Source organism: Butyricicoccus pullicaecorum DSM 23266, assembly GCF_900167005.1.
Lineage (GTDB): Bacteria > Bacillota > Clostridia > Oscillospirales > Butyricicoccaceae > Butyricicoccus > Butyricicoccus pullicaecorum.
Map to the genome: position 1 here is coordinate 389,628 of NZ_FUXW01000002.1, position 20,017 is coordinate 409,644.

Sequence of the window (20,017 nt, forward strand, 5' to 3'; positions counted from 1 at the left end):
GCCTTGATCGGCATTACGTTTTGCAATCTGCATTACGAACAATCGCGAACGCGCGGAAAAGTTGGAAATGACAGCCATCATGAAACATTTTTATAAGATAAGCCCTCTGAAAGTTCCAGCGTGAGGGTGACTTAACAGAGGGCTTTTTGCACAATTACTTTTTAGTATCGTCGTGTTCAGAGGGCTTGCGGCGCTTGAAACGCTCCAGTTTTACCGCGGTAGGCGCTATGGTATCCTTAGTAATCGGAATCATTTCGCCGCTTTCCGCATCAATATGATCGAGGGTAATATAGTCAGCCGTTTGGACAGACAGCTTCTTTTTTCCGAGAGAACGGTTGACCAGTCCGGAAACTGCGCTGTAAATAACAGCAAACAGCGGGACACCAACGACCATACCGGCAAAACCAAACATACCGCCAAACAGCAGAATGGCAAACATAACCCAGAAACTAGCCAGACCGGTAGAGTCACCCAAGATCTTGGGACCGAGGATATTTCCGTCGAACTGCTGCAGGATGAGGATGAAGATAACAAAATATACACCCTGAAGCGGGCTGACCAGAATGATCAGCAGCGTGCTGGGAATGGCACCAATGAAGGGACCAAAGAACGGAATGATATTGGTCACACCAATAATGACACTGATCAGCAGAACATACGGCATTTGCAGAATAGACATTGCAAAGAATGTAATCAAACCGATGATCAGAGAATCCAGCAATTTACCCGTAATAAATCCGCCAAAGACCTTGTGGACGAAACGGATATTTTCCAGAATCACGTTTGCGGTATCGGTATGGAACATGCTGTAAATGAGTTTCTTACCCTGCGCAGAGAAGGTATCCTTGCTGTTGAGCATGTAAACAGCACTGATAAAACCAACCAATACTGTTTTGAGGAAAGAAATGGTGTTGGATACAAAGCTTCCCACAAAATTTCCTCGCATGACCTCTAACAGCTGAGGTACCAACTGGGTGTTTGCCCACTCCATGAGAGAAGAAGAAACAGAAGCATATAATTGCTGCACATTTCCTTCAAGAATGGGATTGTTGGAAAACAGGTGTACGGTCAGCCATTCTTCGGTGCGGTTGAGGTATTCGGGCAGTTTCTCCAACAGACCCATAACGCTCTCTGCCAGCTGCGGGAGTACCATCGAGAGCAATGCCACAACAATGAGCAGGAAGAACGTGACGCTGATCAAGCTGCAGAACAGTTTGTTGAAACTTTTTGCCTTTTTGGGATTGCGAATGACACGTGAAAACCAAGGATTGGTCTTACGCACGAGCGTGTTAAAAATAGGAAGCAGCAGATAGGCGACAACGAATCCGAACGTAAACGGTCGTAAAATAGAAGACAGCTGTCCGAGGATTTCTTTGATTGTATCAAGCTTATAAAATGTAAAGAAGCATAAAATGCTCATTACAATAACAAGCCATGCAGAGACAGCAACACGGAAATATTGATTTTGAAATGGACTTTTCATGAAATATAACTTAGGTACTCCTTATTAGTTCTGATTTGTGGTGTCATCTTGGAAAAAGAGTCGCCAGATCAGATAGACCCAAGATGCAAGAAAGCCGATGAAAAACAAGAACTTGAATTTTTTTGCCTGTTTGGAGAATACTGTGGCGATAAAAGCGCCGAAGCAAACCAAACAAGTTTTGAAGATTGCGAAATCCAGAATGCTGAAGGTACGTGCGCGAGCCAGTAAATATTTCACCAGGAAATTTACCTTTTCACAGCATTTTTTACAGGTGATCGATTGCATCATTGATCTTCCCCTTTCCCTTGTACCGCATTGGACGCGGTTTTTCGATGCCTGCCGGTATGTGATTTTCTCTCAGTCCCGGACTTCTTTGCAGAGGAACACTGTCGCCGCCCTGCGGGTGAAATCACACCGAGCTGCATATCAAGATGTTCCGCCAAAGCCTGCGCGTCGGCACAGTGTGTTTCGCGCAGGGCACATTGTAAAATTTCCCCACAGGCATGTGCGTCAGAACCAGCTTCGTGATGGTTCAGCGTAATGCCTAAAGCATCTGCAACGGTGTTTAGTTTGTGGTTTTCTAAATCAGGCCATACTTTTTGAGAAACCTTGACCGTACAGATATACTGACAGGTCGGGAGTGGAATGTTGTAAAACTCCAGACAGCGGCATAATACTTCGGTATCAAAGACCGCATTGTGACAAACAATGACACTGCCATCAACCTTGTCTTGGATTTTACGCCAAATTTCGTCAAAGGTCGGCTGATCTTTTACATGAGAGCGTTTGATACCATGAATTTTGACATTATACCAATGAAACTTACCTACGGAATCAGGCGGACGGATTAGGAATGTTTCGGTTCCCACCAGTTGATCGTCTTCATAGTAAGCCAATCCGATGGAACAGGCACTGGTATAATAGCTGTTGCCTGTCTCAAAGTCCATTGCGACATATCTCATGCACGTCCCCCCTGTCCAATCTTCGCGCGATCACGCAGTGTGCAGAGAAAATGATAGAACGGAGCCAATTTGGCAAAACGCTCGAGCATCAGAGGAACAAAGCTGCCGTCAAACACCGGGTCAAAATTCTGCGTTTCTTCAAAATCAATCCCCAGCTGCTTGCGGTTCAGCCACGGCTGATAAATCTCCTTTGCCTCGGGATGCTTGGGACGTTTGTATAATTCTCCGGATAGGTGCATTTCAGGTATAGCTTGCACTGCACGGTAAGCATCTAAAAACAGCTTGTCCTCTCGCAGAATCATATCGCGCGCTTCTGCCATTTCGCCTCGTCCGAAGCCACCCCAACAGCCGTAGCGCCAAAAATCAGGCCCAAGTTCCATATAATAAAAAGGAACTTCCTCAAACTGTGCGCGCGGACGGCGGAAAAACAGCCACAAATTAGCGCGATAGAGTGTTTTATCTTTGGTGTATCGCGTATCTCGACGCACACGGGAAACCATACGGGAAGGGGCAGTCACGAATAGTGGATCAATCAGGAGCATATCCTCCCGCATCCGTTCACATAACGCATAGAAAGGTTCGATTGCCAGGCGCTTAATGTCTGCTTTATGCGCCTCATAAAAATCGGGCGAATCCATCATGCGATTTTCAATCAATAGGTCTAGTCCTTGCGGACAAAATCCTGTAAATTCCATCTAGGGAAGCACTCCTTCAAAATACCTATACTCATTTTATCCTCTTTGCAATAGAAACGCAATAGAATTTAAAAATCCTTGGTTTCCTTTTGCGAAAAAATGGAGTATAATAGCACTATTAAGCGGCTGTCCGCTTCCCTACTTTGACATAATTGGGAGGTATCCTGACAATGAATGAACATGAAAAGATTTTAACGATGCTCGAACAAGACGCACGTCTGACTCCGGAACAGCTGGCAGATATGGCGCAGATGGATCTTGCGGATGTCAAAGCCATCCTGCGAGACTTGGAAAAGAATAATACGATTTTAGGATATAAGACGGTCATCGACTGGGATAAGACCGAGCGTGAACAGGTCACGGCACTGATTGAGGTTAAGATCACGCCCCAGAAGGGCATGGGCTTTGATGAGATCGCGCGTCAGATTTATTCGCACCATCAGGTTGAGAGTGTGTATCTGATGTCGGGTGGTTTTGACCTGACGGTCATCATTTCCGGACGTACCATGCGTGAAGTTGCACGCTTTGTATCCGAACAGCTGGCACCGATGGAGAATGTGCTGTCTACCGGTACCCATTTCATCCTGAAAAAATACAAGGAACAGGGAGTGACCTTTGACCCGAGCGAAGTTGATAGTCGGGAGGTAATGATGTAATATGATCGATTATTCCAAAGTGCTTTCCGAGCGGGTGCAGGCGGTCAAACCGTCGGGCATTCGAAAGTTTTTTGATTTGGCATCTACGATGAAGGATGTCATTTCGCTTGGCGTTGGTGAGCCTGATTTTGAAACACCGTGGCAGGTACGCCGCGCAGGCATTGCTTCGCTGGAAAAAGGACGAACTTTCTATACTTCAAACTGGGGCCTTCAGCAGCTGCGTGATGAGATTGCGGGACTGGCGCTGCGTAGATATGACCTGTTTTATGACCCGCATGATGAGATCGTCGTGACGGTCGGCGGCAGTGAGGCAATCGATAATGCTCTGCGTGCAATCGTTTCTCTGGGAGACGAGGTTTTGATTCCGGAGCCTAGTTTCGTGTGCTATACGCCCTTGACGACTTTGGCAGGCGGTGTACCGGTTGCGATTCCGACCGTTGCGGAAGAAGGCTTCAAGTTGACACCCGAGCGCCTGCGCGCCGCGATTACGCCCAAGACCAAGGCGCTCATTCTGCCCTACCCCAACAATCCGACCGGTGCGATCATGAACCGCAAGGAGCTGGAAGCAATTGCAGACGTGCTCCGAGATACCAATATTGTTGTGCTTTCAGATGAGATTTACTGTATGCTGACCTATCAGGGCGAGCATGTAAGCATTGCACAGATCGATGGTATGCGTGAACGTACCATTGTAATTGACGGCTTCTCGAAATCTTATGCGATGACCGGCTGGCGTTTGGGCTGGGCAATGGGCCCGAGAGAATTGATGAAATCGATCTGCAAGATCCACCAGTTCGGTATTATGTGTGCGCCGACGACGGCACAGTTTGCGGGTATTGAAGCGATTCGTACCGGTGATGATGATATTATCCACATGCGCAGTCAGTATGATATTCGTCGCCGTTTTCTGGTCAGCGAGCTGCGCAGTATGGGTCTGGAATGCTTTGAGCCGCATGGCGCGTTCTATGTCTTCCCTTCCATCAAATCGACCGGTTTGACATCAGAAGAATTCTGCAATCGTCTGCTGCAGGAGCAGCATGTCGCAGTAATTCCGGGCGATGCGTTTGGCGAGAGCGGTGCAGGCCATGTACGTATTTCCTATTCGTATTCCATGGCGCATCTGCGTGAGGCGTGCAGCAGAATACGCGATTTCCTCCAAACACTGTAACGTAATATGAACCTCCGCATAGTTTGAAATAGAAGGTTTTCTTCTAATTCATTCCATACGGAGGTTTTTGTTATGGCTGAAAAAATGTGTCCTGGTCCCCTGAGCGGTGCTGCCAGTTTCCGAGAGGCTGTTTGTGTTCACACTAAGAAGGTCTATGATCAGTGCCGGAGCCGTGATTGCATGCGCGATCTGCGCGTCTATCTGCCGACTGAAGATCAGTGCTTTATCGAGGGCAATGCGGTCACGGTGAAGCCGAGATGTGCAGAGCTGCTCTCGGCTGTGATGGATGTGGAGCCCGTTGCATTCCGCCGCGGTTTTTACAGCGTAGACATTCGATTCTTCTATAAGGTATCGGTTGAAGCATGCACCGGTATCGGCTGCCCGCGTATTCTGGAAGGTCTGGCTGTCTATGATAAGCGCTGCATGCTGTTTGGCAGCGAAGGCGGTGCGCACATCTTCTCCTCGCAGTTTGTAGCGGATGGTGATGATGTACAGCTTGCACGCAACACCAACCTGCCGACGGCAGTGCTGGAGACGGTAGAGCCGATTCTGCTCGAAACACGCGTGGTTTATCCCACCCAGCCGTGTGCATGCGCATGCACTTGCGGCGAGCTGCGTGAAGTTCCGCGTGCAATTTGCGGCTGCTTTGCCGGACGTGACCTGTCCCTTGATTCTGCAAGCAATCAGCTGCGTGTCACCATTGGACAGTTCTCGATTATCAAGCTGGAACGCGATATTCAGCTGCTCATGCCGGCATTTGATATCTGCATGCCGGAGAAGGACTGCTGTGAAAATATCGGCGGCGATCGCTCGGAAGATCCCTGCGATGTATTCTCTCGCTTTGATTTCCCGGTTGACGAATTCTTCCCGCCGCGTCGTGAGTCCAGTGGCTGTGGCTGCAACACTTCTCGCAGTACCTCTACCTGTGGTACGTCTTCGTGTGGCAGCTCGAACGCAAACTCCAACACGCGCAGCGGCAGCTGTGGATGTGGCTCTGCGGCATCCAATACCAATCGCAGCGGCTGTGGCTGCGGCAACTAAACAGTTTCCAAGTCAAAGAGGTGGGCGCATCTGCGCCTGCCTCTTTCTTTGCTATGCTGCAAAAAAATAAGCTCCGGAATATTCCAGAGCTTATAAAATAAGTCTTAAATCAGATTAAATCTTCATCTGTGATAAAGAAATCGGCGTTATTAGCTTCGCAGCGACGATCCAGTTCTGAAGTGGTGCCAAGCAGCGCACGCACGCTGTCGTATTCTGCCTTTGCCTTGGGATTTTCTCGATTGGTTCGCGTGGCGCGGATCAGCAGGTTTTTCGGGGTATCCAGCGGAGAAATGTATTCTACAACGGATACCTTGTAGCCCTCGGCTTCCAGCTTCAATGCACGCATACTATCGGTCAGTACGTCATTGAATCTGGCTTTGAACACACCAAACTTGGTCAGTGGCTCCAGCCCGGGAATATGATACTGGTCAAGCAGCTCTTTGTGACAGCAAGGAACGCAAGCAATGTATTTTGCCTGGGCACGGATTGCAGTTCCGAGTGCAAGGTCGGTCGCGATGTCACATGCGTGCAGAGAGATGACGGCAGTTACCTGCTTGGGCGGCTGATAGGTGCGAAGATCGGCAGCAATGAATTCCATATTGTGATAGCCCAGACGCTTGGCCATCTTCTGGCTTTCCGATACAACGTGCGGGTTGATATCGATGCCGATGATGCGGCAGCGACGGCGCAGCACATCACGCAGGTAATAGTTCATGACAAAGGACAGATACGACTTACCGCAGGCACAGTCAAGCAGCAAAATTTCCTCACTGTCATCCTGCTCGAACATGGGGGCAACCAATTCGACATAGTGATCGATCTGATTGTACTTTCGGATCATGTCGTTTTTGATTTTGCCGTCCGCAGTCAGAATGCCGATCTCACGCAGCAGCGGTGCAGCCTTATCAGCCTGAATCAGATACTTTCGGCTGTGGTCGAGCAGCGGATTATTGACGGCTGCGGCATCCTGCGGAGCAGCTTGCTGCTCGGTCTGCTTCATAGATACACCCTTTGCATTGACCGTAATGGTAATAACGGTACCGCGTTCGGTATATACAAGCGTGCTGTCGTCATACAGCTCGGTTTGCTTGTCAAAGAAGGAGACCACTTCCTCCGCGTCAATCGGACGTTCGGTTCCCTGAAAGACCAGCAAATAATCGTTTTCTTCGCCAGCCTTCAGCGCAGCTTTAAATTTTTTATTGCCGGATTTGAAGATAAATTCGGCAGAAACGAAATAATCGCGATTTTGTTTGAGTCGAGCCTGAATGCCGATCAGCAACAGTTTGAGCTTGTTCTTTTCGCCCTTTTGCATAGATAGCGCCCTTTCCGTAGTCAAATGATATTCGTGAGCTTATTATAACGGGATTTTATCCGAGACGCAAGTACTTTGCCTGCGGAAAAACATTGACCTCAACATGCGAAGACAGGATGATCGTTTTATCTGCAGCATGTTTTAGGATGCATTGTGCTGTGCGGGCAATATTTGTCTCATCCAGTCCGGTGAAGGGTTCGTCGAGGACAAGGATGTCGGCAGGAACGGCAAGCGCGCGTGCGATGGCGACGCGACGCTGCATACCGCCGCTCAGGGTGCCGACAGGCTGCTCACAGTCCTCAGGTGCGATGAGTTCGCATAATAGACTGCGTATTTGTTCTGTATCCAGATCACAAACAAAGCGAACATTCTCGATTGCATTTTGCATGGGCAATAGTCGATTCTCTTGAAAGACTGGTGCAAAGCGAACCGACTCACTTGTGATGATCTGGCCGGAAGACGGACGCTCTAGTCCCATCAGGAGGCGCAGCAATGTGGTTTTTCCCAGACCGGAGGCACCTTCAATGCGCCAGATCTCATGGTCATGGATTTCCCAATCGATATGGTCCAAGACCATTTTTCGGCCAAAACGCTTGCTTACTTGTTCAAATCGGATTTCCATGCGAGTCCTCCCTGCCAGCGTGTTTCTGCGCTGCGAAGTATTCGAACGACGATTTTTTCACACAACAGACTGATGCAGATGATTACAATTGTCCAAGCAAACAATTCGTCTGTGTTGAGATATAGTTTGGCTAGATAGAGCTGATCTCCGATGGATAGATCGGGCAGGCCAATGATTTCACCGGCAATTCCTGCTTTCCATGCCATGCCCACACCCAGACGGCAGCTGGAGAGTAAATACGGCATGACTTGCGGCAGATACAGCGCTTTGATTTTCTTTCGACGCGGTACACGAAAGACCTGTGCCATTTCGAGTAGTGAACGATCAACCTGCTGTAATCCCTGCATGAGATTGATATAAACTGCGGGAAAAACAACAAAAAAAGCGACTAAAACGGAGATGTGTGCCGATGAAAGCCAGATGAGAGCGACAACAATAAAGCATGCAACAGGAACGGTCTTCATGATTTGAATGGCAGGTTCCAGTAAGATGCCGATGGGACGGATGTAGTAGCCTGCAATTGCCAGCATTGCGCCAAAGAGAAACGCCAGAACAAAGCCGATTGTGATTTTACACAGCGAGTGCAGAATGGACATCCAAAATGTTGTCGTTTGGATCTGCCGCAGTAAGCAGCGCAGCGTATCGAGCGGACCGGCAAAGAGTACATCCGGTAAATAAGCGGCTAAAACAGACCAGACCGTCACCCAAAAAAGGATGACGGTCAGTCTTACCAATACATGTTTATGCGCCATAGAATGCATCATCCGGCAGCTTTCCACCGATCATCTGCGGATCAAAGGTGTAAAGTGCATCGAGATATCCGGAAAGTGCAGTGCGCATTTCTTCGCCGGTCATGCAGACCAGATTGCAGCGCGGAATTGCCAGCTTGGCAATCGGAGCCTTGACAATATCAAGCGATTCAATCTTGGTTGCAGCGTCCTCGGGATGGCCGTTGACGTATGCGACCGACTCCGCGGCATCTGCTGCAAACTGAAGCATTGCAGCCGGATGTGCCTCTGCAAACTCCTTGCGCACGATGGTGACGCCAGTCACAAGCTGGCTGCCGTTGTCGGATACACGATCCCACTCATCGCCCAGGCTGAGTGCAATATGTCTGTTGTCCAGCTGCTGAATAGCAACCGTTGCAAACGGCTCGGGCAGTACCGCGAATGCAGTCGGATCGGTCTGCAGCGCAGAGACAACTTCGGTTGCTTCGGTCTTAAACTCTACGGTCATGTCATCCCAGCTCATACCATTCTTTTCGACCAGATAGCGCAGAGAAGCCTCCGGTGTGGTACCCTTGCCGGTCATATAGATGGTCTTACCCTTAAGTGCAGTCAGGTCACTCATTTCCACGTCACCGGGAGTTACAACCTGCAGAACGCTCAGGGTATTGATGTTTGCAACTTCAATTGCGCCATTGGTTTTCTGGTACAGCGTTGCAGCCAGATTTGCAGGAACCAGAGCGATATCAACCTCACCCTTTACAACCAGCGGGACGATCTCGTCTGCGGCTGCGTAGATGTTGAATTCGTAGTGTTCATTTTCAGACGTCATCAGTGCAGACAGACCCATAGAAGTCGGACCCTTCAGCGAAGCAACCTGAGTAACCAGACCGTCTTCGTATCCGGCCGTAACTTCGGTTTCGGTAGCTTCGGTTGTCGCAGGCGGCGTGGAAGCCTCCTCTTGCTGGGGCTGTGCGGATTGTCCGCATCCAGCCAGCGTCAGGGCCAAAAATGCAGCCAGTGCAAGCAAACGTTTCTTCATGTGTATATTACCCTCCTAAGAAATAAAAAATCAGCAAGTTTATTTCCCGTATTGTGCTTTGGCCTGTACACCGGGCAGGCGGCCCAGCTTTCCGGCCAATGCACTGATGATATCGTTTGGAGCGTCCAAAACAACGCAGATGACGGATACTTCCCGATCACGATGCGGAATTCCCAAACGGCCAATGATATATTGACCATAGGTGTGCAGCAATGCATTGACCTGCTCGCTCTGCTCGATATCATGGATAAAGATGCCTAAAATTGCCATACGGTTTTCCATCGAAGTTCCTCACTTTTTGCATAATAAAAGCGCCCTGTGACATAGATGACAGGGCGCTGTGATTTCTACCAGAATTTTACTTCATCTCAGGAACCTACGCTGCTTCGATGTCGAAAAAAGATATTTTCCTTGTCCGCAGAAAAACTTTGGACGCGGAGTATTTTTTAATAGTTTTCAGCCTTGATCTGGAAATAAGCCTTGGGATGAGCGCAAACCGGGCATACTTCCGGAGCCTGCTTGCCAACAACGATATGGCCGCAGTTCGAGCACTGCCAGATCATGTCGCCATCACGAGAGAAGACCAGACCGCTCTCAATGTTAGCGAGCAGCTTGCGGTAGCGTGCTTCGTGTTCCTTCTCGATCTCACCAACCTGCTCAAACAGGAATGCGATATCGTCGAAGCCTTCTTCACGAGCTTCCTTTGCAAAGGTTGCGTACATGTCGGTCCATTCGTAGTTCTCGCCGTCAGCTGCATCCTTGAGGTTTTCAACCGTAGAAGGAATGCCATCGTGCAGAAGCTTGAACCAGATCTTTGCATGCTCCTTTTCATTGTTTGCAGTTTCCAGGAACAGCTGTGCGATCTGCTCGTAGCCATCCTTCTTCGCCTTGGAAGCGTAGTAGGTGTACTTGTTGCGTGCTTGGGATTCACCCGCGAATGCCGCCATCAGGTTTGCTTCCGTCTTTGTTCCCTTTAAGTTTGCCATAATAAGTCTCCTTTCTCATTCGAACAAGAATTATTATTGTTTATAGTATACCCATTTATACAATTTTTGTCAATGCGGAAATTTAATTTTTCCGAGACATGATGTATATGGTATAGCAATTTCACACATACTTTTTATAAAGTTTTCAAGGAGGTAATCCAATATGGAGAACAAAGCAATTCGTTGTACTGTGAAACAGTGTGCAAATCATGCAAATGGTGCAGACTACTGCGCGCTTGATCATATCACGATCGGTACGCATGAAGCCAATCCCTGCACGCAGCAGTGCATTGACTGCATGAGTTTTTGCACCAACCGCTGATACAGAGAAAGGTGTCAAATCTAATATAATTATGTAGATGTAGGTGAATTCATAACCATATTTTGAGGTTGTGAATTGATCTATCCTGATCGTTTTTGCGATTCAAAAGCGAAAACATCAGAAAAAAGGCCATCACACAGCAGAAAACTGTATGGTGGCCTTTTGCAATACATCGCATTTTATTCAGTGAGCAAATGAATTTGATCCAGTGGCAGATATAGCCGGATGGATTGATCTCTTTGCAGTGAAGTGTTACAGGTACGCCAGTGTAAGACGCCACTTCCCTGTTGTGGGGTTATTAAAACGATGGCATCTGTAGGCCCGTGCATAATGCGTGTGATACAACCGTTCACCGTCAGGTAGTCTGATGGCGGCTCTTCCAAAGTAAAAGCATGTGCAGAGACAGAGACCGCGCGAACGTTTGGCACTGTATTCTGCGGTGTGAACGAGACATTCCAGGCTGGGATATAAATTGTGCCATCGCTCTGCTGTTGTGCATCCAGCACGTTTTCCATACCAACCAGATGTGCCTCTGCTTGCGTTTTGGGATGACAAAACAGCTCGCGTTTTTCGCGCAGCCCATGTGTCTTTCCATCCTGCACAACTGCAATCTTTTGACACAACCGATAGGCCTCTTCCCTGTTATGTGATACCAGAATGGTGGTACCTGGGAAAGACTCGATGACCTCAGACATTTGCTGCTCGACTTGCCAGCGCAGAAAGGCATCCAGAGCGGAAAAGGGCTCATCTAACATCAAAATGCGTGGTTGACTGGCCAGAATGCGAGCGAGTGCAACCCGCTGCTGTTGTCCGCCGGATAGTTCACTTGGCAGACGTTTGTCCAATTTTTCCAGCCCGAACTGCTGAATCAGCGCATCCACACAGGTGTATTTTCGACTTCTGCGTGCACCGCACATAATATTTTGTCGTACGGTCATGGTGGGAAACAGCGCATAATTTTGGAAAAGCAATCCGGTACCGCGTTCTTGTGGCGGAAGATTGATTTTTTTCTCACTGTCAAATACACATTGCCCGTCGATTACGATTTTTCCACGATCAGGTTTTTCCACACCTGCGATACAGCGTAGCGTCATGGATTTGCCGCTGCCAGAAGCGCCCAGCAAGGCAATCGGGATGTTATCGGCTTCGAGCTGCATATTTAACCGAAAGCCGTCTAAGTTTTTTTCGATATCGACAAAGATTGACATTATGGCTTCCTCCGTTTGCGTTCCATGAGATTCACGGCCATAAGTACGCAAAATGAGATGGCCAGATTGACAAATACCCAGCGATATGCGAGATCGGTATTTCCCTCGCGCCATAGCTGATATACGGTCGTGGAAATGGTCGCCGTACGACCGGGCGTGTATCCGGAGACCATGCTGGTTGCGCCATACTCACCCAGTCCGCGTGCAAATGCTAAAATCATGCCAGCAAATACCCCTTGTTTGCATCCCGGCAGTAAAATTCGCCAGAAGATATATCGGCCGGATAATCCAAGGGTGCGCGCGGCATCCAGAATATTGGGGTCAAAGCTTTCAAACGCACCGCGCGTCGTTCGATACATAAGCGGAAACGTGACGATGATGACTGCGAAAATAGCAGCTTGCCAGGTCATAATGATTCGAAGATCAAACCATTCCAAAAGTGGCGAACCAATGACACCCTTCGGACCAAGCAGCCGGAGCAAGAAAAAACCGACGACAGTAGGCGGTAAAACCATTGGAATGGTCAGAATGACATCACAGATTCCCTTTACACTGCGCGGCAGATGACAAACCAGATACGCGGCAAAAATGCCAAGAAAAAATGTGATGACAGTTGCTGCTGCGGCGATGCGCAGCGAGTTCCATAATGGAAACCAATCCAAGGAACACTCCCCCTATTTTATGATGACGGTGTTAAGCCTCGTCCGGACGCGAGAAACCGACCGATGCAAATACATCCATTGCCTTATCGGTCTTGAGGTAATCCAGAAATTCCTGTGCCTCTTCTGCCTGTGCGGCATTAGTCAGAACGGCGGCAGGATAGATAGCCGGAGAATAAGACTCCGCCGGTGCAGTTGCAACGACCTCAATTTCCGGTTCGCTGGCAGCATCGGTGCGATAGACAATACCGCAGTCAACAGCCGCTGCTGCAACCTGCGAGGTAACTTCCTTTACATTGGAACCGAACGTGATCTTGCCGTCTGCATTCAGGCCGTCCCACAGTCCCATATACTTTAAGATTTCTTCGGAATACTGTCCAACCGGAACATCAGAGTTGCCCAGTGCGATGGAAGATACATTTGCCAGATCTTCAAACGAAGCGGGTGCGTTTTCTGCACCCTTGGGCGCAACCAGAACAACGGTATTTTCAAGCAGATCTACACGAGAGTCACTCTTGACCAGATCACCCAGACCATCCATCTGCTTTTGACCAGCGGAGATGAACAGATCACAGACGGCGCCCTCTTCGATTTGAGTCTGCAACGTACCGGAGGAATCAAAATTATATACCAGCTCTACTTCTGGATGTTCGGACTCATAGACTTCCTTAATTTGATTCAGCGATTCTGTGAGAGATGCGGCTGCGAATACGGTTACTTCGGTGGGATCGGTCGATGCTGCAGCATTCGAAGCATCATCTGTCTGCGTATTGCTATTGCCGCAAGCGGTTAAAGTCATCGCTGCAAGACACAGTACTGCCAATCTTTTTTTCATGGAAAATCGCGCCCCTTCATTCGTTATATTTTTAAAAGTATAGCGATAGTATAACAAACAAAAATGCAAACTGCAAGCGTGATGAAATCAGAAAAATCGACTGATTGATTGTTCAATCAGTCGATCTTACGGTTTTGGGAGCAGTTAAAATGCTTAAAGCACGGTAATTGTTGGAAATTTCCACTTTTTTGGTCGTTCCACCAAATTCTCCGTCCAGTGTCCAGGAAATCTCTTCGTCAGAGAAGATCTGGAGTTTGGATGCCTTACAGCGCAAGAGGAATTTGGAATCCCCTTTTGATTGCATCAGTTCATTAAAGATAGTCTGCCAATCCAGCGGATTTTTGGGCTGACGAATCAATACAACCTCAAATAGTCCGTCATCCATGCGGACATCGTGTGGCGTGAGTTCTTTAAATCCACCGATGGATGTGGCGTTGGAGACCATACCATAGATGAGTTCATCTTCCAGACTCTGTCCACATGAGGTCTCGATTCGAATATGGTAGGGTTTTAAATGCGGCAGGGACTTGATGCCTTCCAAAATATATGCGGTTCGTCCAAGCAGATTTTTTTGTGCTTGCGGTGTGGTATAGGATACGTTGGTAAAGGCTCCGAACGCTGCAATATAGCAAAAGTTGCGGTCAGCAAAGCGGCCAATATCGACTTGCTGTATCACGCCGGTAGCAGCAATTTGTGCGGCTTCCAACGGATGTTTGGGAATACCCAAGCTGGAAGCAAAGTCATTTACCGTGCCCGCTGGGATATAGCCCAGCGGGATACGGTCGGTGTGCTGCAGAAGACCGGTCACAACTTCGTTGAGTGTTCCATCTCCACCGGCACACACAATGCGGTCAAATTGTGCAGCGCGCTCTATGACAATATTGGTAGCGTCCAGAGGCTTTTGGGTCGTGTATACCGTAACGTCGAACCCGGCTTTTACGAAGATATCGATACAGCCCAGTGCGGAATTTTGGATGGCACCTTTTCCGGCGTGCGGATTTATGATAAAAAGTAATTTTTGATTCATCTCATCCAATTCCTGTCCCTAACCTCTCGTGAATTGTGATTATACCAACAGTTCGCAGACGGTATTTGCGTAAGCTACCGGGTCTTCCAGCGGCAGGCCTTCAATCAGCTGTGCCTGTGCGTACAGAACAGCAGCGTATTTTGCCAGCGTATCCTGGTTAGCGGTCTTAAGCTTCTGGAAGATCGGATGCTCTGCATTGAGTTCCAGAACACGTTCTGCATGGATTTTCTCCTGACCCGGCTGCTGATTGAGCACCTTTTCCATTTCCAGAGAAAGCATACCCTTGGTGGTCAGACAGCAGGGATGGCTCTTCAGACGGCTGGTGAACTGAACGGCAGTGACCTTTTCGCCGAGTGCCTGCTTCATCGTATCCAGAACAGACTGATACTCCTTGGTCAGGGTTTCAATCTCTTCCTTCTCGTCCTGAGTTTCCAGATCCAGATCATCGTCAGAAATGGACTTGAATTCCTTGCCCTGATAGTCGTGCATCATCTTCATGCAGAACTCATCAATGCTGTCGGTCAGGCACAGAACCTGATATCCCTTGTCGCGCAGACGCTCCATCTGCGGCAGCAGCTCGATCTTTGCCTTGGTTTCGCCGCATGCGTAATAAATATACTTCTGCTCTTCCTTCATCTGCTCGGTGTACTCTGCCAGAGACAGCATTTTATCCGAATCCGCAGTATGATACATCAGAAGATCCTGGAGCAAATCCTTGTGCATGCCATAATCCATGTATGCACCGTACTTGAGCTGCAAGCCAAAGGCCTGGAAGAACTTTTCGTAGTCCTCGCGCTTGTTCTTCATCATAGATGCAAGCTCGTTCTTGATCTTCTTTTCGAGCGCACCTGCAATGAGCTTGAGATGACGGTCATGCTGAAGCAGCTCACGGGAAATGTTCAGCGACAGGTCGGCCGAGTCAACCAGGCCGCGAACGAAGCTGAAGTAATCAGGCAGCAGGTCGGCACACTTGTCCATAATCAGCACACCGTTAGAGTACAGAGCCAAGCCCTTTTCGTAGTCCTTGGTGTAATAGTTCATAGGTGCATGGCTGGGGATATACAGCAGCGCATGATAGGTAACCGAACCCTCGGTATACATGTGAATATGGTGAATCGGGTCCTGATAATCAAAGAACTTCTGCTTGTAGAACTGGTTATAGTCCTCGTCCTTCAACTCGGACTTGGACTTGCGCCATAACGGAATCATGGAGTTGAGCGTGGTCAGTTCCATGTATTCTTCCCATTCCGGCTTTTCCGGATCGCAGCCTTCCTTCTGGCGCGAACGCGGCATTTCCATCTGAATGGGATAACGAATGTAATCAGAATACTTCTTTACCAGTTCCTGAATGCGGTAGGGCTCGAGGAACTCACTGTACTTGTCCCCTTCGCTGTCCGGCATCAGGGTCAGAATGATATCAGTACCCACTTCAGCACGCTCTGCGGGTTCAATGGTGTATCCATCCGCACCGTCGGAAACCCAGCGGTTTGCAGTATCAGCGCCCTGTGCACGGGAGACGACTTCGACCTTGGATGCAACCATGAATGCAGCGTAGAAGCCGACACCAAACTGACCGATAATATCGATATCGTCCTGCTTGTCATTCTGCTGCTTAAACTGCAAGGAACCAGAGTGTGCGATGGTACCCAGATTTTCTTCCATCTCTGCAACCGACATGCCGCAGCCGTGGTCAGATACGGTCAGTGTACGGGTATCTTTATCAATGGTAATAGTAATGGGCAGATTATCGCGCAGGATACCGGTCTGTCCCTGCTGCATTGCATGATAATACAGCTTATCGGTCGCGTCCGAAGCATTCGAGATCAACTCGCGCAGGAAAATATCCTTGTGAGAATAGATCGAGTGGATCATCAAATCGAGCAGTCTTTTCGACTCAGCTTGGAACTGTTTCTTTTCCATAATGAAAAACACCTCTGTGATGTAAATAAAATAAATGGGTTTAGCACTCTAACACTTCGAGTGCTAACGATATTATGATAATCCCAATGCACATAAAAATCAAGAGCCCATATTATCTTTTCACAGAAAGTTCAAGAACTCACCGCAGCTTGTCCTGTGGTACTTTTCGCTTGGCCAAGCGATTGTAGGTATAGCGGCGAATGAGTGCATAGATGACTGAAAACAGCGGAATATTGATCAGCATGCCCAGAATACCCATGGTGCTGGCACCTGTGGTCACGGCAACCAGAACCCAAATAGACGGCAGACCAACCGAGCTTCCCACAACATGCGGATAGATGAGATTGCCTTCAATCTGCTGCAGAACCAAAAACAGGATGATAAACCACAAAGCCTGCATGGGATTGGCAATTAGAATGAGGAATGCACCGATAAAGCAGCCAAAGAATGCGCCGAAAATCGGAATGAGTGCCGTGAAGGCGATGACAACGCTGGTGACAGCTGCATAGGGGAAATGGAAGATTGACATGGAGACGAAGAACAGCATACCCAGAATGCATGCTTCTAAACACTGACCGGAAATAAAATTGGAGAATGTCCGCTGGGTCAGACGCAGGATATCCAATGCAGTATCTACGGGATGCTCCGGGAACCAGGCATACATGATCTTTTTGCACTGTGCGGCAAGCTTTTCTTTTTGCAGCAGCAGATAAAATGCAAAGATCAATCCGATCACTGCGTTGGTCATGCCGCCGATAATGGAAGATGCAACAGAAAACGTATTATCCAAAAGATTACCGTTTTTGAGGAAATCCAGAAGATTTTGCAGCTGTTCCGTCCAGTTGATTTGACGCAGCGTATCAATCGAACTGTTTACATAATCGGTGATTGCCGGATAGCGTTCGATCAGATCATTTCCCCATTTTGTAATTTGGGCAATAAATCCTGGCATAGATGCACTGAGTGTGCCGATCGAGTTTGCGATTTGAGGTGCCACAATGAAAACCATCAGGGTAATGATGCCAACGATCAGCATGAGTGTGATCAGAAGGCTGATGGGGCGATGTAATTTGCGAAGAACAGAATGATTTCTTGTGACTTTATCTGTGAACAGCGTATGTTCGATTGCCCGCATTGGTACATTGATGATAAATGCGATGGTACACCCAATCAAAAAGGGCATCAAAAACCGAAATATGGTGCTGATAGTTCCCGTCCATACGCTGATGTTTTGCAGACCTAAAAATAAAATGATGCCGAAGGCAATCAAAAACATGAGATGCTGCATGTTTTTACGATTAAAATCCATTTTTGCTCACCTGATTTCCTTTCTATATGAATGGAGCAAACCATTATATGTTATTGTATCATTTCTCCCATAAAATTGTACATCTAAATTGTAAATAAAATATAACAATCTTCCCTTTGCGCGTCATGTGTGTGATAATAGAGTTATATAGATGGGAGGGTTATGATATGAGTCAGCAAACCATGCAGGCAGTTGTATTTCAGGCACCGGGTAAATTCGGTTTGGAAGAGCGACCGGTTCCTCAGCTGCAAAGTGAGACCGACGCAATTGTGCGTGTCACTTTGGCGTCAATTTGTACGAGCGATCTGCACATTAAACATGGCAGTGTACCGCGTGCAGTGCCAGGAACCATTGTTGGACATGAGATTGTGGGCGTAATCGATCAGTTGGGCACAGCGGTTGCAGGATTTTCGGTCGGTGACCGTGTTACGGTCAATGTAGAAACGTTCTGCGGCGAGTGCTTTTTCTGCCAAAGAGGTTGGGTCAATAATTGTACCGATCCGCACGGCGGTTGGGCGCTGGGATGCCGGATTGACGGCGGACAGGCAGCCTATGTTCGTGTTCCGTTTGCACAGAATGGACTAAATCACATTCCCAATGGCTTGACCGATGAGCAGGTGCTATTTACAGGAGACTTACTGGCGACCGGATATTGGGCGGCAAAAATCAGTGAAATTCAGTCAGGTGATACAGTTGCAATTCTGGGCGCAGGCCCGACCGGTTTGTGTACGCTGCAATGTGTACGCCTCTATCACCCGGGACATATTGTTGTTATAGATCCTGATACCGAGCGTTTACAGCTGGCAAAACAAATGGGAGCGGATTTTGTGATTGATCCGACCAAGGAAGACCCGACTTCCCTTCTGCACAGCCTGACCGATGGACGTGGGGCTGATATTGTTTTAGAAGTTGCAGGAGTGAAAGACACATTTCAGACTGCGTGGAAGATAGCACGTCCGAATGCGGTAGTGTGTGTTGTTGCAATGTATGATGAAGCTCAGATGCTGCCGCTGCCCGATATGTATGGAAAAAATCTGGTTTTCAAGACAGGAGGCGTAGATGCATCGGACTGTCCGGCTATTTTAGAGCATATTGCCCGCGGTGAAATTGATGTGACACCGCTCTTGACGCATGTATATCCCCTATCGAAGGCGATGGAAGCGTATGAGCTGTTTGAATCCAGACGAGACCATGTCATTAAAGTTGCACTCAAACCCTGAAAGCAAGAAATCCTTCCTGCGTGTATGCAGGAAGGATTTTTTTATCAGATTTCGCGCAGTGCATCCTGACAGTGAGAAATGAACAATTCACCAATGCTGGGAATGGTGCCAAGTCCGCGCAGAACGATTTCAACTTCATATCCTTCTGCGGTCAGAATAGATTTCCAGCTGTCCTCTTCTTCTCCGGCCAGATCATTTTGGGCATGGTCACCCGCTACAATCATAAAAGGTGCAAGCCAGACCTTACGAATGTTGTGTGCGCGTAAGCGCTTTTGTACGTAGTCGAGTGCCGGGAATCCTTCGACCGTACCAACATAAACGCGCTCTGCGTCTAAAAAGCGGAATGTGTTTTCAATCTGGCTGTATGCTGCATTGACGGCATGCTCGGTTCCGTGACCCATATAAACATAGGCTTCATCGGCTGCCAGTGCGGGCATCTCACCAAGCAGCGCCTGGCAGACTGTAATGTAATCTTCCTGTGAAGTCAACATGGGCTGACCGATTTTGACAGTCATCTGTCCTGCGGCCTGCCGGATTTGTGCACACATTTTTTCATATTCCAGACCGGGAATGACATGCAGACTTTGGCAAATAACTTCTTCATATCCAGATTCTTGCAGCTGCTCCATGAGCTCTGCGGGATTGGGAATATGAATGCCCTCTTCCCGTTCGATTTTTCGGATAATCATACCCGAGGTGAATGCACGATAAAAGTCATAACCCGGCATGGAATTGGCCAGAGACTGTTCCAAAACCTCAATGGCATGGCGGGCATCGGGATAGCTTGTACCAAAGCTGATGATTGCAAGTGCTCGTTTTGTCATA

Annotated in this window: 21 protein-coding genes; 5 read left to right on the top strand and 16 right to left on the bottom strand. The window is 48.3% G+C overall.

The annotated features are described in order from the left end of the window. Positions 1 to 154: 154 nt before the first annotated feature. The 3 genes from B5D52_RS06080 to B5D52_RS06095 all read right to left on the bottom strand — a co-directional run bounded on the left by B5D52_RS06080 (position 155) and on the right by B5D52_RS06095 (position 3,140). Entirely contained in the window at positions 155 to 1,483 is a 1,329-nt protein-coding gene (locus tag B5D52_RS06080; RefSeq protein WP_016146722.1) for an AI-2E family transporter, read from the bottom strand. A gap of 284 nt (positions 1,484 to 1,767) precedes the next feature. After that, the gene (locus B5D52_RS06090; RefSeq protein WP_016146724.1) at positions 1,768 to 2,445 is read right to left on the bottom strand and encodes a 3'-5' exonuclease; all 678 of its coding nucleotides are present in this window, start codon (positions 2,443 to 2,445) and stop codon (positions 1,768 to 1,770) included. Then, a complete protein-coding gene (locus B5D52_RS06095; protein WP_016146725.1) occupies positions 2,442 to 3,140 on the bottom strand; it encodes a DUF2461 family protein in 699 nt (232 codons plus the stop codon). Before B5D52_RS06095 ends, B5D52_RS06090 begins: the two co-directional genes overlap by 4 nt. A 170-nt stretch (positions 3,141 to 3,310) precedes the next feature. Between B5D52_RS06095 and B5D52_RS06100 the strand changes: the two genes are divergently transcribed. The 3 genes from B5D52_RS06100 to B5D52_RS06110 all read left to right on the top strand — a co-directional run bounded on the left by B5D52_RS06100 (position 3,311) and on the right by B5D52_RS06110 (position 6,005). Then, complete coding sequence (locus tag B5D52_RS06100) at positions 3,311 to 3,796, top strand: Lrp/AsnC family transcriptional regulator (RefSeq protein ID WP_016146726.1); 486 nt, start codon at positions 3,311 to 3,313, stop codon at positions 3,794 to 3,796. A gap of 1 nt (position 3,797) precedes the next feature. Then, positions 3,798 to 4,964, top strand: coding sequence for an aminotransferase class I/II-fold pyridoxal phosphate-dependent enzyme (locus B5D52_RS06105; RefSeq protein ID WP_016146727.1), 1,167 nt, complete (start codon positions 3,798 to 3,800; stop codon positions 4,962 to 4,964). Between the two features lie 72 nt (positions 4,965 to 5,036). Continuing rightward, positions 5,037 to 6,005: a hypothetical protein gene (locus tag B5D52_RS06110; protein WP_016146728.1), complete on the top strand. Its 969-nt coding sequence runs from the start codon at positions 5,037 to 5,039 to the stop codon at positions 6,003 to 6,005. A gap of 109 nt (positions 6,006 to 6,114) precedes the next feature. Here B5D52_RS06110 and B5D52_RS06115 read toward each other — a convergent pair whose 3' ends face one another. The 6 genes from B5D52_RS06115 to rbr form a co-directional block, all read right to left on the bottom strand. Then, positions 6,115 to 7,317, bottom strand: coding sequence for a class I SAM-dependent methyltransferase (locus B5D52_RS06115; protein ID WP_016146729.1), 1,203 nt, complete (start codon positions 7,315 to 7,317; stop codon positions 6,115 to 6,117). Between the two features lie 55 nt (positions 7,318 to 7,372). Continuing rightward, positions 7,373 to 7,939: an ABC transporter ATP-binding protein gene (locus tag B5D52_RS06120; protein ID WP_016146730.1), complete on the bottom strand. Its 567-nt coding sequence runs from the start codon at positions 7,937 to 7,939 to the stop codon at positions 7,373 to 7,375. Continuing rightward, positions 7,915 to 8,691: an ABC transporter permease gene (locus B5D52_RS06125; RefSeq protein WP_016146731.1), complete on the bottom strand. Its 777-nt coding sequence runs from the start codon at positions 8,689 to 8,691 to the stop codon at positions 7,915 to 7,917. The genes B5D52_RS06120 and B5D52_RS06125 overlap by 25 nt, the downstream gene beginning before the upstream one ends. Continuing rightward, on the bottom strand, positions 8,681 to 9,706 hold the full coding sequence (locus B5D52_RS06130) for an ABC transporter substrate-binding protein (RefSeq protein ID WP_016146732.1): 1,026 nt from the start codon (positions 9,704 to 9,706) through the stop codon (positions 8,681 to 8,683). Before B5D52_RS06130 ends, B5D52_RS06125 begins: the two co-directional genes overlap by 11 nt. A gap of 39 nt (positions 9,707 to 9,745) precedes the next feature. Continuing rightward, positions 9,746 to 9,976: a TM1266 family iron-only hydrogenase system putative regulator gene (locus B5D52_RS06135; protein ID WP_370812369.1), complete on the bottom strand. Its 231-nt coding sequence runs from the start codon at positions 9,974 to 9,976 to the stop codon at positions 9,746 to 9,748. Positions 9,977 to 10,152: 176 nt separating this feature from the next. Continuing rightward, positions 10,153 to 10,692, bottom strand: coding sequence for a rubrerythrin (rbr, locus tag B5D52_RS06140; RefSeq protein WP_016146734.1), 540 nt, complete (start codon positions 10,690 to 10,692; stop codon positions 10,153 to 10,155). Between the two features lie 163 nt (positions 10,693 to 10,855). Between rbr and B5D52_RS06145 the strand changes: the two genes are divergently transcribed. Further along, the gene (locus B5D52_RS06145) at positions 10,856 to 11,014 is read left to right on the top strand and encodes a DUF1540 domain-containing protein (RefSeq protein ID WP_016146735.1); all 159 of its coding nucleotides are present in this window, start codon (positions 10,856 to 10,858) and stop codon (positions 11,012 to 11,014) included. 179 nt (positions 11,015 to 11,193) lie between these two features. On the opposite strand, the gene B5D52_RS06150 is transcribed toward B5D52_RS06145, so the two are convergent. The 6 genes from B5D52_RS06150 to B5D52_RS06175 all read right to left on the bottom strand — a co-directional run bounded on the left by B5D52_RS06150 (position 11,194) and on the right by B5D52_RS06175 (position 17,951). After that, positions 11,194 to 12,222 (bottom strand): sulfate/molybdate ABC transporter ATP-binding protein, encoded by a 1,029-nt coding sequence (locus tag B5D52_RS06150; protein WP_016146736.1) that lies wholly within the window; start codon positions 12,220 to 12,222, stop codon positions 11,194 to 11,196. After that, positions 12,222 to 12,884, bottom strand: coding sequence for a molybdate ABC transporter permease subunit (modB, locus tag B5D52_RS06155; protein ID WP_016146737.1), 663 nt, complete (start codon positions 12,882 to 12,884; stop codon positions 12,222 to 12,224). Before modB ends, B5D52_RS06150 begins: the two co-directional genes overlap by 1 nt. 31 nt (positions 12,885 to 12,915) lie before the next feature. Continuing rightward, on the bottom strand, positions 12,916 to 13,716 hold the full coding sequence (modA, locus tag B5D52_RS06160; RefSeq protein ID WP_016146738.1) for a molybdate ABC transporter substrate-binding protein: 801 nt from the start codon (positions 13,714 to 13,716) through the stop codon (positions 12,916 to 12,918). A gap of 112 nt (positions 13,717 to 13,828) precedes the next feature. Further along, a complete protein-coding gene (locus tag B5D52_RS06165; RefSeq protein WP_016146739.1) occupies positions 13,829 to 14,743 on the bottom strand; it encodes a diacylglycerol/lipid kinase family protein in 915 nt (304 codons plus the stop codon). Positions 14,744 to 14,782: 39 nt separating this feature from the next. Beyond that, positions 14,783 to 16,663, bottom strand: coding sequence for a molecular chaperone HtpG (gene htpG, locus B5D52_RS06170; protein WP_016146740.1), 1,881 nt, complete (start codon positions 16,661 to 16,663; stop codon positions 14,783 to 14,785). Positions 16,664 to 16,802: 139 nt separating this feature from the next. Continuing rightward, positions 16,803 to 17,951, bottom strand: coding sequence for an AI-2E family transporter (locus B5D52_RS06175; protein WP_242825611.1), 1,149 nt, complete (start codon positions 17,949 to 17,951; stop codon positions 16,803 to 16,805). A gap of 203 nt (positions 17,952 to 18,154) precedes the next feature. Here B5D52_RS06175 and B5D52_RS06180 point away from each other — a divergent pair, with 203 nt between their 5' ends. After that, positions 18,155 to 19,192 carry an alcohol dehydrogenase gene (locus tag B5D52_RS06180; RefSeq protein ID WP_413813321.1) on the top strand — a complete coding sequence of 346 codons (1,038 nt, stop codon included), beginning with the start codon at positions 18,155 to 18,157 and terminating at the stop codon, positions 19,190 to 19,192. Between the two features lie 44 nt (positions 19,193 to 19,236). Here the strand turns inward: B5D52_RS06180 and B5D52_RS06185 are convergent, their stop codons facing one another. Then, positions 19,237 to 20,016, bottom strand: a complete 780-nt coding sequence (locus B5D52_RS06185; RefSeq protein WP_016146743.1) for a sirohydrochlorin cobaltochelatase — start codon at positions 20,014 to 20,016, stop codon at positions 19,237 to 19,239. Between the last annotated feature and the right edge of the window lies 1 nt (position 20,017).